Genomic DNA, 12,875 nt, shown 5'->3' on the forward strand with positions numbered 1-12,875 from the left:
AAAAATACCTGCTGAGATAAAGCAGAGATTCGAACATCCTACGTTCATCCTACGTTAAAAACGTAGGATGAACGTAGGATGACTTTTATCATCCTTTATAAAGACACTATTACACATTAAGAAGTGATATCACTTGAAAGGGAAGTTTCATTATTTTGCAGTCATTGTTTATAAAACCACCTTCATAATGTATGAAGATATTTTCTTCTACTATGAGAACATTTTAAGTCTTACTATAGGGGTATCTGATAAATTCTCCGTTTTACCAGTGATGCCTGTATTGTTTAAATGACGTCACTGTACTCGAATGATGAAATCAGGATTTTACTCCAAAAGAATAGCCTGTATTCTTTGTTATAACCCATATTGTTTATTCATGCTGATGCTGATCTTTGCCAGGATAGATGGATTAAGTGCTCAATGGATGATCTCCGGCATGGTAAAAGACCTGCAGACAGAAGAACCATTGCCGTTTGCTAATGTTTATTTCAAAGGGACTGCAACAGGTACGCGTACGAATGAAAATGGCCATTTTGAACTAAGGTTCGCTGAATTACCAGCAGATAGTCTCACAGCCTCTTTGTTGGGATACACGGCTGCGATGAAACGGATAGACAGGAATAAAAAGGTGCTGGTCATAGACTTTGAACTGGGAAGAGGGGTAAACATGAAGCAATTTGTAGTAAATGCCGGCGTGAATCCGGCGTTGATAATTCTGCGTAAAGTGATCCGGGAGAAGCCAGTGCATAACATGACATCACTCGGAGATTATTCCTGTAATATTTATAACAAGATAGAGGTGGATATTGCCAATTTCAGGAAGGAAAACATTACCGGTAACAGGTGGTTGAAACCATTTGAATTTGTATTAAATAATATTGATAGCACTTCTGATGAAAAGCCTTTTCTGCCGGTGTTCCTTTCGGAAACGTATTCATCATTTTATCGTCAGCGCTCGCCGGCAAAGCAGAAGGAGGTTATCAGCGCACATCGTACATCTGGTATCAATACAAACACTATACAGGAATACATGGGTGGTATGTATCAGCAGGTAAATGTGTATGATAACTATATCACCCTGTTCGATAAACAGTTTGTGAGTCCGGTTCATGACAATGCCCCTTTCTTTTACAATTACAAGCTGCTGGATACTCAATACATCCGCGGAAAAAGGTGTTTCCGGATTGGATTTGTTCCCAAAAGACCAGCGGAACTTGTATTTAACGGAGAAATTTGGGTGCATGATACCTCATTTGCAATCAGCAGGATTTCGCTCCTGGCAGACAAAGAGGCTAATATCAATTTCATAAGCAGATTGTCCGTAGTACAGGAATTTACACAGCAAACAGATAGTGTATGGTTCCTCTCAAAAGATAAAATGATAGCGGATATAAATCCCCCCGGCAAAAAGATGCCTCATTTGATAGGACGCAGGAGCTTATGGTATGACAGTATATTTTTCAATAACCCGGCAATAGCCAGTGTGATAGCAAGGCAAACGCAGGAAGCTGTAGTAGAAACTGCATTGCGGCCGGAGGAACATATTCGGAAACACTGGGACAGTCTGCGCATGGAGCCTCTTCGCAAACATGAACAGATGGTCTACGCAATGATGGATACACTTAAAACTATTCCGTTATTCCGCACTTATACCAATACGGTAAAATTCCTGGCTACTGGTAAAAAAGAATACGGACCATTGGAAATAGGCCCTGTATATCGCATGTTTAGTATGAATCAGTTGGAAGGCAAAAGATTACGTGTTGATCTTGCCACTACCCCCGTTTTTAACCGGTATCTGCGTTTCAAAGGTCACCTGGCCTATGGCGTGGATGATGTAGCCTTTAAAGGGCATATTTCCGCATTGTGGCTGTTATCCAGGTCTCCGCGTTCTTATCTGCAGGCTACTTACTTACATGAGCTCGACAATGGGGTTATACAGGATAAAGGAAAAGAGGAAGTGGGCACAGATAATATTTTCGTTATGCTGTTGCGTAAACCGGGTATCAGACAAAAATTCCTGTTGCGGGATGAAAAGCGTTTGGAGTATTATAAGGAATGGAACGGAGGGTTCTCTGTGCAACTCAAAGGTATTCTGCAGCATTACTATCCTTTTGCGCCATTACCGGTTATTGATATAATGAAGGATGGGATACAGGATGCTATACTCAGCGATGCGGTTTCCGGCTCAATAAAACTACAATATGCACCGGGAGAGCATTTTGTGCAAGGAAAATTTGACAGGTTACTGATAAGCAGCAAATATCCTGCTTTCACGATGGGATATGAAATCGGTGTTGCCGGTAAGGGAGAGTATGCAAGGGCATTTCATAAATTATCTGCAAGTATCTATAAAAATCATCTGCGATTAGGCATGTGGGGGAAACTGGATTTTAATGTATATGCAGGAAAAATATGGGGTACCCTGCCATATTACCTGCTGACAGTTCATCCTGGTAATGAGATCTATTATTACAGTGATCATGGATTTAATATGATGAACCGTTTTGAATTCATCAGTGATCAGTATGCAGGTATCTCGCTAATGCACAACCTTGGTGGAGGATTATTCAATTACATACCACTGATAAAGAAACTTAAGCTTCGACAGTTCTGGACTGCCAAAAGTGTGATGGGAAGTCTGTCTTCCGGAAATAAGACACTGAATTTTAACCGGGGATATATGTTCCGTACACTGGAACAGGCGCCTTATACAGAAGTGGGAACGGGGGTAGATAATATTTTTAAATTCTTCCGGATAGACCTTGTATGGCGTCTTACACCACCACCTTTAACAGAGGAAAGTGGACAAAGGTTTGGCGTGTTTGGAAGTTTCAGGCTTGATTTCTAATAAATTTTCCATCGGAGGTTAGGTGCTGACAATGACTTGATATTTTGAGGCGCTGTCCTGAATTTCGATTGTAGATGGTTTTTATGTTGGTAATCTTTTAGCTTTCAAAACGGAAACCCAGGTAATTATGATGAGTGTGGAAGATCCTATTGAAGTAGAGAATGATCAACATTTGGAAATAATGTCTAATGATTGCTGCTGTGTAACTATTTTTTTGGCAATGGAGGTTATTATTTGGAAAGGAATCTCCAGATTATTTCGATGTTTCCAAATGCTTATTGTATCAAATACACAAAGAATGGATCACCAGCTCACCCATTATATTTACCCAAAAATCTGAAGCCTGTAATATTTACTTATTAAGTAATCTCAAAACTTATTTTTTGTTTAAAATAGAGACTGTATGTCCAGAGTATTAATAGTTTATACCCGGAGATTAACAAAAAAATTTGTGATTGAATTTATTATTTCCTTACATTCGTAAAACGAAACCAAAATTAGAAAAAACCTTGGAGCAGGCTTGGTGATCAACATCATCGCTGCTCTTTTTTGTTACCCAATTGCATGCTCGCTTCCCCATTTAAAAATTAGGTGCTAATTTGTTAATCATTCATTTAGTTAAATGGAAGAAATTATTATAGACCTGAAGCAGGCAAATAAATATGATAAGATTGTGAAGGAAAATATGGAATCCGTATTGCCTGTTTTTATAAAGGGGGTCCTGAATTTAGATGTTTCTGAAAGCCGTGAAATGCCGGATGATCTGCAGTACACAAAGGAAAGGAAACCGGATGTACTTAAGAGAATAACAGACCGGAAAAACCGTACGTTTATCTTGCATGTAGAATGGCAATCTCAGAATGATAAAAACATGGCATATCGCATGGCGGAATATGCTGTGATGCTGTATCGTAAATACCGTATACCAGTTAAACAATTTGTAATTTTTATAGGGAAGGGCGCCGTTACTATGAAGACTACAATTAAGCACAAGAATTTAAGATTCTGGTATAAGATAATTCCGTTGAATAAAATTGATTATAAATTTTTTCTGCAATCAGAAGATCCTGAAGTAAAAGTATTTGCAATTTTAGCTAACTTCGGAAATGATGATATAGAGACGGCTTTAGGGAATATTTTGAAGGAGATCCGTGCCACTGCTGATGGGGATTTAGCAGAGGAGAAGCATAATAATCAGCTGCGTGTCTTAGCGCAATTATGTAATGACAATGTTAAACTTAAACTAGAGCATATGATATCAACAAGAACATTTTTCAAGGTAAAAGAAGATGTGTTTTATAGGGTAGGGAGAAGAGAAGGGAGAGAGGAAGGAAAAATGGAAGGAAGAGAAGAAGGTAAAATGGAAGGGAAAGTGGAAGGTGAGGTGGAAACGCAAAAGCAAACGGCTATCAGGATGAATGAACTTGGATTTGCTTCAGAATTAATTTCTCAAGTGCTAAGTATTCCTATTCATGAAGTAGAGAAAATTATAAGTGAGGCCGGAAAGTAACCGACTTACTGCATTAAGGGGATATTAGTAGCGAATGACGAAGTGAAAATATATCACACTAACAACTGTTTCTCCTTTTCACGATGTTGCTTAGGGGTTATTCCAGTATACCGTTTAAAGAAACGGGTAAAGTAAGAAGGATCTTCAAAATTAAATAAGAAACAAATCTCCGCTATACTCAGTTGTGTGTGGATCAGCAACTGCGAGGCCTCTTTAATAATCCTTTCCCGGATAAGTGTGCCTGGCGTTTTGCCGGAAATCAGTCTGACAGTATCATTCAGATGATTCTGAGAAACGTTCAGAAGCCTGGCATATTCTCCCAGGCTTCTGAACGTGGTAGCTTTAAGCTTCTGAAGTGTCTCGAAATCTTTTTCGAACAATTTGGTAAAGGTAGTTGTGAGACGTAGCCCTGCATTGCTATTGTCGTAGATACAGGGGGAAGCATATATCCCTTGTGATTTCTTCAGAATGATGGTAAGAAAGGCTTTAATGATATCCTGTCGCTGCAGACTATCACCATTGAATTCCTCTTCTATCTCCCGGAAATAATTATTGAAATATTGTAATTGTGTTTCGTCCAGGTGTAAGACGGCATTGCCGCCGATCTTAAAAAATGGATAGGAAGATAAATCATCCTGTTGCAGAAAATCCGAAGTAAAAATGCAAAACCATCCAGCATGATTATCTACAAGCGATTGCCAGGAAGTAATCATACCGGGAGATACAAAACATAACATACCCGGTTTCAGGTAGTATTCCTGCGTACCGAAAGTTTTGATTCCTTCTCCACCGGTAATTAAATTGATCATGTAGAAATCCAGCCGGTTGGGAGGAATGATTTCCCTGCATTTGAAATGATAATCATCTCTGCGATGAATCTCAAAATGTGATACTCTACTACGGCGGGCAGTATCATTACTAGCATCTACCTCAAAGTATTTATCCTTAAAACTCTCGGTAGTATATGTTGGAATATGTTTACCGTCTGATTTCATATATACTCAAAGATAGAATTATATATTGGTTGCCATCCCACCATAGCCCTGGCTTTATTCGCACTACACCTGCTATTGGCTCCCAGTCCGAAGTTGGCCATTTCAGGTCCCCAGTAAGCAACGGCTTCATCCATAGAAATAGAAGCAGCTGTATTCCCTTTTCCCAGTTTTTTGCTGATAGCCTGTGCTATTTCTTTAAAACTGGCCTGTCCGTTCTCAACATAAAAAAGAGAGCCTGCAGTTGCCTTTTCCAATACATCAACATATAACTGTGCTGTATCCACAACATGTACATTAGACCAGATACTTTCGCCTTTTTCAATGTGAATACCAATGCCTTTTTCTTTGGATAATTTCCAGAGGTAAGGAATTTGAATACTCTCTTTGTGAAGGCCCAACCCTTCACCATATATCATCGTAGGTACTATCACGATCGAACGGATGCCTTCAGTGGCAGACCGGAGCACATGGTTGTTTAAACCCACCCAGGATACTCTTTCTAAAACAGGGTCTAAAGGGAAATCTTCCGTATGAATAAAGCCAGATTTTTCGCCCTTATCTTTTTTACCTAAAATACTGGAACCTGATGTATGGATCAACGTTTTGCCGGTACCTTTTAATGCGTCAATAAAAGTATCGATAGGGAAGGTGTCTGCAGTACTGGCAGTATGAATCACTGCATCAGCGGCTAATGCTTCTTTCTTCAATAATGTGGCATTATCTATCGAGCCAATTACTGCTCTTACTCCCTGTGCTTCCAGCGCAGCTGCCAGTTCCGGCTTACGAATCAATCCTGCTACTTCATAACCTTTCTTTACTAATAAGTGTGCTATAGTACCGCCAATATAACCATTGGCTCCTGTCAGGAAAACTTTCTTAATTGTCATTGGTTCTTATTTAGAAGAACAAAGTTCGACCGTACGGCAACGTAACTATAGACACTTTCTCGGAGAAAATGGTACTTTATACAGATTACTCAGGATTACACACCTCACAATGCTTGCAGGCTTTCCAGTTCTTTACATGTGCTGTGATAATAAAAACAGCACCCACTATTTTCAGTCCCATCTCTAGCGGTTTGAAAGAAACAAAATTGCCTGCCATCATCATCACTAATCCCATGAAGAAATAAACAACGAGATTTTTCTTATGATGAAGTTTTTTATATCCCCGCCAGATAGCCCATCCGCCAACACTCATGGATACAAGTAGCGTAAGCCCTTCCAGGTAAGGATTTTCCAATATTTCTATACCGAATAATGTAACCGTAGTGAAGATGACAGGAAGTAATACACAATGTATAGCACAGGCTAATGATGCTCCGATGCCAATGGCATCCCAGTTAATATTGGTTCGCATATTTATCAGTTTTGTCGCCCTCGGCATTAAAGGAGGACGACAAAGATATATAAATGAACTATTGTTGCAAAAACAATCTTACACTTCGTTCAAGTGTTTAGTGCAGTTGTATAGTTCGCAGTCCCAGAGATTGTCTTTGATATTGAAGCGGGTAACGGAGGTGTTTTTGAGATGTTCTGTGATAGTGAGAGTAGGGGCCAGTTTACGTAACAGGTGACGGATAAAGCTGCCATGACTAACGATGAGGATATGTTTTCCGGCATGTTCTTCCAGCAGGTCATCTATAAAGGCGAGGCCCCGGTTGCATACGGCTATTTCTGTTTCCATGCCCAGTTCCAGCTGTCGCCAGTCGGCACCCCATTTAACGATCCTTTCTTCTTCGGAAGTGCCTTCTGTTTGTCCGCCGGATACTTCTCTGAGACGTTCATCCTGGAAGAAGTCGGGGATACCAAGCTGTGCGGCTATGATCTCGCCGGTTTGCCTGGCTCTGGATAAATGGCTGGAATATACGAGGTCCCAATGTTCGTCGGAGAGGCGTAAACCCAGCTTTTGAGCCTGCATGATCCCTTCTGCGTCAAGAGGAATATCAGTGCTTCCCTGCATTCTACCTTCTTTATTCCATGCGGTACTTCCGTGACGGATAAGGGCAATACGTGTCATAAATGCTCTAAAACGATTGATTCGCAGTAAAGATAAGCAGGGGAAGGCAGGATTTATAGCTAAAGTAGTTCCGTTTCGCTAATAATATTATGTTTCAGGGCAAATACAACGACGCCGGCAGTGTTTTTAACATTCATCTTTTCGAGAATTCGGGTACGGTGTCCTTCTACAGTACGTTTGCTGAGGAAGATTTTATCGCCTATCTGCTGAGCAGTAAACTGCTGGCATATCAGCCGGATGATCTCTATTTCTCTTTCAGTAAAGGAAGGCGGTTGTTCCCTGGAAGGATTAAACCGGCTTTTACAAATCAAGGTGGCCAGCCTGGCAGAGGTTTGCTTACAGTAGAAGATATTATCGCCATATACACAGGTGATAGCTTCAATGATCTCCTGTTTGTCGGCATTTTTAAGCAGGTAACCTTTGGCGCCGGCTTCCAGCATTTCTACTATCAGTTCTTCTTCGTCAAACATAGACAGCGCAATGATCTTGCTGCTGGCATTTCTTTGTAGTAAAGCCCGTGTAGCTGTGATTCCATCCATCAATGGCATTTTCAGATCAGTCATGATCACATCTGCTTCCACAGTATCTAATAATTCAAGGAGTTCACGGCCATTTCCAGCCTGACCTACCAGTACAATATTTGGTTGTCTGGAAAGCATCAATGCTAATCCATCACGGAAAATTTCATGATCATCAGCAATCACTAATCGGATGTCGTGATTCATTTAGATTAAATGTTGGGGTAAGAAGTGGCTCTCAATAAATTATATGGCCATAAATATACGTCATCCCGCTGGTATTTGAATGAAATAGTTGGTTCCCTGACCTGGGACAGAATCGATGGACAGTGAACCATTAAGGATATCCGTGCGTATAGCCAGGCTTTTCATTCCCAGCCCTGTAGATTCCATTTTCATCTTTTTTACATCAAAGCCAATCCCGTTTTCTTTTACCAACACCAGGAAAAAACCGTTTTCCCGGCTCAGTACTATCTGTAATTGAGTAGCTTTTGCGTGTTTGAGCGTATTATGGGTTATTTCCTGAATGATTCTGAATACGTGAATCTCTTTTTCCTGCGGTATGTCAATTTTTCCGGCTGTGCGAAAATGAATGTTTAGTAGTTGCTTATCGGATATTTGTTTGATAAATTCATGAAGAGCTTCCGTTAAACCTTTGCGCTCCAGGGTTGCTGGCAACAGGTTATGAGAGATCTGCCGGAGGCTGCGGATTACTTCATCAATATATCTGCCCGACTTTTCAATGATCTGCTGATCATGCTCATCCGTTACATGAATACTGTGGATATTTAGTTTGATGGTGGAAAGGAGAGGGCCCATGCTATCATGCAGATCTGCTGCCATACGTTTACGTTCATTTTCCAGGATGGTGATTTCTGCCACTATCCGTTCCCGTTGTAGCTGGATATACCTGCGATGATAAAGAATGATAGACACCACAAAGAAGATAATGATGATGGCAATCAGCAAGGAAATGAAGACGGTCGTAAAGAAAATTTTGTCGATCATGGGGTATCATTTTGAGGCCTGGCCTGCGGGGTATGCTATGCATCAAAATGTTTGTTAAAGTAATATTCCTCCTTAACGGGAATATAGAGAACGGCTATAGCATAGATCAAATTTACAAAACCATTGATATAATTAAACATAAAAATGATCTTTAACGGTACAGCGGAAGAATCAGTTCCTACAAAGTAAGAGGCTTCATAAATGATCTGGTAAATGAAGAAGGTGATAAATCCCAGGCACACCAGGAAACGGGAATTTTTCAGCAGGTTCTTATTATCCCTGACAATCATGAAGTTAATCTCATTAATACTGAGCAACACCACTATAAAAGCATAAGCTACCCGGAACATCGGACTGAAAGCTTCTATCTTATTAAATACCAGGTTCTCTGTTATCCATAAAGAGGCCAGTCCGCCCACAAGGCCAATGAACAGAACACGTTTCCTTTTCAGGAAACCCCATATATAGAACTGGTAAAGAATCACCATAGATTCTGCCAGTCCGTAAAGATTAAAAGGAACTGCATTACTTGTATCAAGTTCTTTGATACAGATATAACTGATTGTTTCAGAAATAAAAGCCAGTGCCAGTAGTAGAAGAAAGGGCTGAAAGCTGGCAACAGTTCTGTTGAAGCGGATCAGCCCTATCAATAATGGAATAAGAACAGTCTGGCTTACCAGGAAAGCGCCTATTGTATTCATTTAGTTTCTACAGTTTTACAGAGAGGAGGGCACCTTTGACCACTTTCCATTGCCTGGGCACCACCTTGGGCGGTTGCACTGGAAATACCGGGTACGCTCACGGCCCTGTTGCCAGGAATGAGGGTTACCTGGATGTCTACGCCGGCAGAATCAACTGGTAGCAATACAAAGCGCACCTGGCCTTTTTCGTCCCTGCCCAGGTAAATACGCAGATTTTTGGCACCTTTTGCATTCAGAAGTGCGGCAAGAGCATCCCTGTTGAACAGTTCTGCATCAGGGAGGTTAAAAGCGCTGTCCAGGTATTTGCCGGGAATCCTGGCGTACAACTCTTTTTTTGCATCCTGGAAACCATTTTTCAGACTTTCAGCTTCTTCCATTGAAATTACATGTCTGCTGGCTTTCACCGCATCAAAAGGAATTTTAAAATCACCTTGGGGAGGGGTACACTGAGAAAAGACCAAAACCAGGATGATGGGGAGGAGGATATTACGAATAGAATTCTGGTTCATAAATAATGATTGTGGTTTATGTTTTAATGAATGAATGTGCAAACTAGTTCATATAGCCGGTATGGTCCCGGGTAGAATTGCTGAAAAAAAAGCGTATAAATACCTGATATCAGTTCATTGAAATTACAGTACGTGTCCTGTCTGGGGTGATTATTATTAAAGATAAGAAAAAAGAGCATACGGCACGGATAGTCCAGAAAGTGAACAAAAAATAACTATCTGGTACTGCGATGGGTAAAGGGGCCGTAGTACTTTTACACGCTTTTACATGAAAAGGAATACCAACTTTAGTCCGGAACAATTGCTTACAAACATCGATGCGAGACTGCTTTTATCCCTGCAACGGCTCAGTGATATGCTGAAGGCCATGCAGTGGGAACAGGCGAGAATGCTCGGTATCACCCCTTTACAGTTACAGATTCTGCTTTTTGTAGGGTATCATCCTCCTGTAGTAAATAAAGCGGCTAGCATCGCTTCCGAGTTGCAGGTGAGCCGCCCTACCATCAGTGATGCCGTAGGTTCTCTTGTATCCAAAGGCTTACTGGAAATGCATGCTGATAAACGGGACCGCCGAAGCTATTCCCTGGTGCTTACCGGAACAGGGATGCAACTAATGAAACAGGCAAGTGAATATATGGGCCAGCTAAAAGATCTGCTGGACAAAAAGCCGGAGCAGGAGAAAAACAACTTATACCATTCCGTTTATTCGATCATTACAGGATTACTGACTGCCGATAAAGGTGGTGTACAAAGGATGTGCTTTAACTGTGCACATTATAACGGGAATAAGAAAAGACAACATGAATGCCTGTTCCTGAAAAAATCATTGTTATCTGCGGAGTTACAACTGGACTGTAGCTACCACTCTACTTTATCCTGATTAATATCTGCATGTTCCGGGCTTGAATCCCGCCAGACTATATGGACTATCCCAATTGTTGAAGTACCTTACTCATTTTTTCCAGTCCTCTTATTAATAAAGGTTCCTCCATTGAGGCATAACCTAGGCGTAAACCAAGCGGACCATTATATAATGGATCATAATAGCGGTAAGGACTAACTACATTCATCCCGGCCGATTGTAATTTCTGCGACAGCTGATCTGGTGTGCAGGTAGTATATAGTTCCAGCCATACGGCTAATCCTCCTAACGGTTTGGTAAAAGATGCAACCCCTGTAAACTCCGTACTGATAATGCCGGCGGCCACTTCCATTTTCTTCTGGTAAACCGTACGTGTATAATGCTGGTGTTTCCTGAGTTCTCCGCTTTTCATCAGGTTGGTCACCGCTAGTTCCAATACAGGATTTTCCTGTTGATAGATCATCATATGAGAAGCAGCCAGTGATTGAATAAAGGCCACCGGACCACAAACAAAACTGAGCGGAATCTTATTACTGAGTGTGCCAATATAAATGACATTACCTGACTGCTGTATTCCCGCCACCGGCAGGATATGATCTTTTGTGAAATAATATTCATGGTCATAATCATCTTCGATGATCATGAAATGGTAGGTCTCACTTAGTGCCAGCAACTGTTTACGACGAGTAGCAGAGAGGGGAACCGTAGTAGGGTACTGATGATGAGGGGTAACATAGACCGCCTTTAGTTGTTGTTTTTTACAGAGGCTTTCCAGTTGCTCAATATTAATACCTTCCCCGTCTGTAGCCACCTGGTGTAATTGTGCCCCTGCCATGGTAAAAGTATGCCAGGCAGGTTGATAACCAGGATGCTCCACTGCTATATGATCACCAGGTTTTATTAAGGTCCGGGCGGTGAGGTAAATGGATAACTGGTGACCATAAGTGATACAGATATTGGGTGGTGTCATGGCCAGTCCGCGATCATTATTCAGTATACCGTTGATTTCCAGCAGTAGTTTCTCATTGCCGCGTTCACTATTATATTGAAGGAGTTGTTTATTGGTACGTCGTTGCAACAAACGTTTGCACTCTTTGGTGATCTCTGTTAGCAGAGGTGTTAGCTTTAAATCCGGCTGACCATCATCAAAAGCTATTTCATAATCACCTTTGGAATAAGGTTGGGTAACCGGAAACGTAAAATTGTTAAAGGGAATGTCGATATGGACCGGTTTATCTGGCTGCCGTCCTGCGGGCATGGTATCACTTATCCGGGTACCACTTTTATATTGAGAAGTGAGCCAGCCTTGTGCCGTAAGCTGTTCATAAACCATAATGATCGTATTCCGGTTCACTTTCAGCTGCTTCGCTAAAATGCGTGTACCAGGTAACAACACCCCGGGAAGTAGTCTTCCCCGTTGTATTTCACTGACAATGTATGTTTTGATCTGCTGGTAAATTGGCTCTCTGCTGTTAAACGACAGCTGCAAGTGCGCATGCCTTAAACTCTTCATTGTTGGCTGACAAGTATCATGTATATACGTAGAAATGAATCTTCCGGTTGTGTTTTATTGAGATTTTTCAATATTTTTACCCGATGGATGCAGTAATGTTAGAAAAAGCGGCTAATGCTATAGCGGATAAGCACCGGTTATCTATATTGCTGGCTGCTGCACAACAATCTGCTATTCAATGTTGTGCAATTACTGAGTTAACAGGCTTATCCCAACCTACCGTTTCCCATCATATAAAGATCCTGGTAGACAGCGGTGTACTGATCTATGATAAAACAGGCCGTACAGTACAATTAACAATTAATAGGGAGATGATGAAACTCCTTTCTATATTCTTCGAAAGGTTGAGTTGAAAAATACTATCAGGCTGATTCAATAATCAGTACATA

Annotated in this window: 13 protein-coding genes; 4 read left to right on the forward strand and 9 right to left on the reverse strand. The window is 41.1% G+C overall.

The features are described from left to right. Nucleotides 1-376: 376 nt before the first annotated feature. Together BM176_RS30515 and BM176_RS30525 are read left to right on the forward strand one after the other, a co-directional pair. Nucleotides 377-2,851, forward strand: a complete 2,475-nt coding sequence (locus BM176_RS30515; RefSeq protein ID WP_177230598.1) for a DUF5686 and carboxypeptidase-like regulatory domain-containing protein — start codon at nt 377-379, stop codon at nt 2,849-2,851. A gap of 622 nt (nt 2,852-3,473) precedes the next feature. Continuing rightward, the gene (locus tag BM176_RS30525) at nt 3,474-4,361 is read left to right on the forward strand and encodes an RpnC/YadD family protein (RefSeq protein ID WP_090108199.1); all 888 of its coding nucleotides are present in this window, start codon (nt 3,474-3,476) and stop codon (nt 4,359-4,361) included. Between the two features lie 53 nt (nt 4,362-4,414). Here the strand turns inward: BM176_RS30525 and BM176_RS30530 are convergent, their stop codons facing one another. The 8 genes from BM176_RS30530 to BM176_RS30565 form a co-directional block, all read right to left on the reverse strand. Continuing rightward, nucleotides 4,415-5,356 (reverse strand): AraC family transcriptional regulator, encoded by a 942-nt coding sequence (locus BM176_RS30530; protein WP_090108200.1) that lies wholly within the window; start codon nt 5,354-5,356, stop codon nt 4,415-4,417. After that, on the reverse strand, nt 5,353-6,243 hold the full coding sequence (locus BM176_RS30535) for an NAD-dependent epimerase/dehydratase family protein (RefSeq protein ID WP_218162314.1): 891 nt from the start codon (nt 6,241-6,243) through the stop codon (nt 5,353-5,355). The genes BM176_RS30530 and BM176_RS30535 overlap by 4 nt, the downstream gene beginning before the upstream one ends. Nucleotides 6,244-6,328: 85 nt before the next feature. Next, nucleotides 6,329-6,715 (reverse strand): MerC domain-containing protein, encoded by a 387-nt coding sequence (locus BM176_RS30540; RefSeq protein ID WP_177230599.1) that lies wholly within the window; start codon nt 6,713-6,715, stop codon nt 6,329-6,331. Between the two features lie 78 nt (nt 6,716-6,793). Continuing rightward, nucleotides 6,794-7,375 (reverse strand): histidine phosphatase family protein, encoded by a 582-nt coding sequence (locus BM176_RS30545; protein ID WP_090108202.1) that lies wholly within the window; start codon nt 7,373-7,375, stop codon nt 6,794-6,796. A 59-nt stretch (nt 7,376-7,434) separates the two neighbouring features. Continuing rightward, nucleotides 7,435-8,100, reverse strand: coding sequence for a response regulator transcription factor (locus BM176_RS30550; protein ID WP_090108203.1), 666 nt, complete (start codon nt 8,098-8,100; stop codon nt 7,435-7,437). Nucleotides 8,101-8,160: 60 nt separating this feature from the next. After that, nucleotides 8,161-8,901, reverse strand: coding sequence for a sensor histidine kinase (locus BM176_RS30555; RefSeq protein ID WP_090108204.1), 741 nt, complete (start codon nt 8,899-8,901; stop codon nt 8,161-8,163). A 35-nt stretch (nt 8,902-8,936) separates the two neighbouring features. Beyond that, the gene (locus BM176_RS30560) at nt 8,937-9,602 is read right to left on the reverse strand and encodes a hypothetical protein (protein ID WP_090108205.1); all 666 of its coding nucleotides are present in this window, start codon (nt 9,600-9,602) and stop codon (nt 8,937-8,939) included. Beyond that, complete coding sequence (locus BM176_RS30565) at nt 9,599-10,111, reverse strand: hypothetical protein (protein ID WP_090108206.1); 513 nt, start codon at nt 10,109-10,111, stop codon at nt 9,599-9,601. Before BM176_RS30565 ends, BM176_RS30560 begins: the two co-directional genes overlap by 4 nt. A 268-nt stretch (nt 10,112-10,379) precedes the next feature. Here BM176_RS30565 and BM176_RS30570 point away from each other — a divergent pair, with 268 nt between their 5' ends. After that, on the forward strand, nt 10,380-10,991 hold the full coding sequence (locus BM176_RS30570; protein WP_090108207.1) for a MarR family winged helix-turn-helix transcriptional regulator: 612 nt from the start codon (nt 10,380-10,382) through the stop codon (nt 10,989-10,991). Nucleotides 10,992-11,037: 46 nt separating this feature from the next. On the opposite strand, the gene BM176_RS30575 is transcribed toward BM176_RS30570, so the two are convergent. Continuing rightward, nucleotides 11,038-12,486 (reverse strand): aminotransferase-like domain-containing protein, encoded by a 1,449-nt coding sequence (locus BM176_RS30575; RefSeq protein WP_090108208.1) that lies wholly within the window; start codon nt 12,484-12,486, stop codon nt 11,038-11,040. 83 nt (nt 12,487-12,569) lie between these two features. Here BM176_RS30575 and BM176_RS30580 point away from each other — a divergent pair, with 83 nt between their 5' ends. Then, nucleotides 12,570-12,839 carry an ArsR/SmtB family transcription factor gene (locus BM176_RS30580; protein ID WP_090108209.1) on the forward strand — a complete coding sequence of 90 codons (270 nt, stop codon included), beginning with the start codon at nt 12,570-12,572 and terminating at the stop codon, nt 12,837-12,839. Nucleotides 12,840-12,875 lie beyond the last annotated feature (36 nt).

The organism is Chitinophaga sp. CF118 (assembly GCF_900112615.1).
Lineage (GTDB): Bacteria > Bacteroidota > Bacteroidia > Chitinophagales > Chitinophagaceae > Chitinophaga.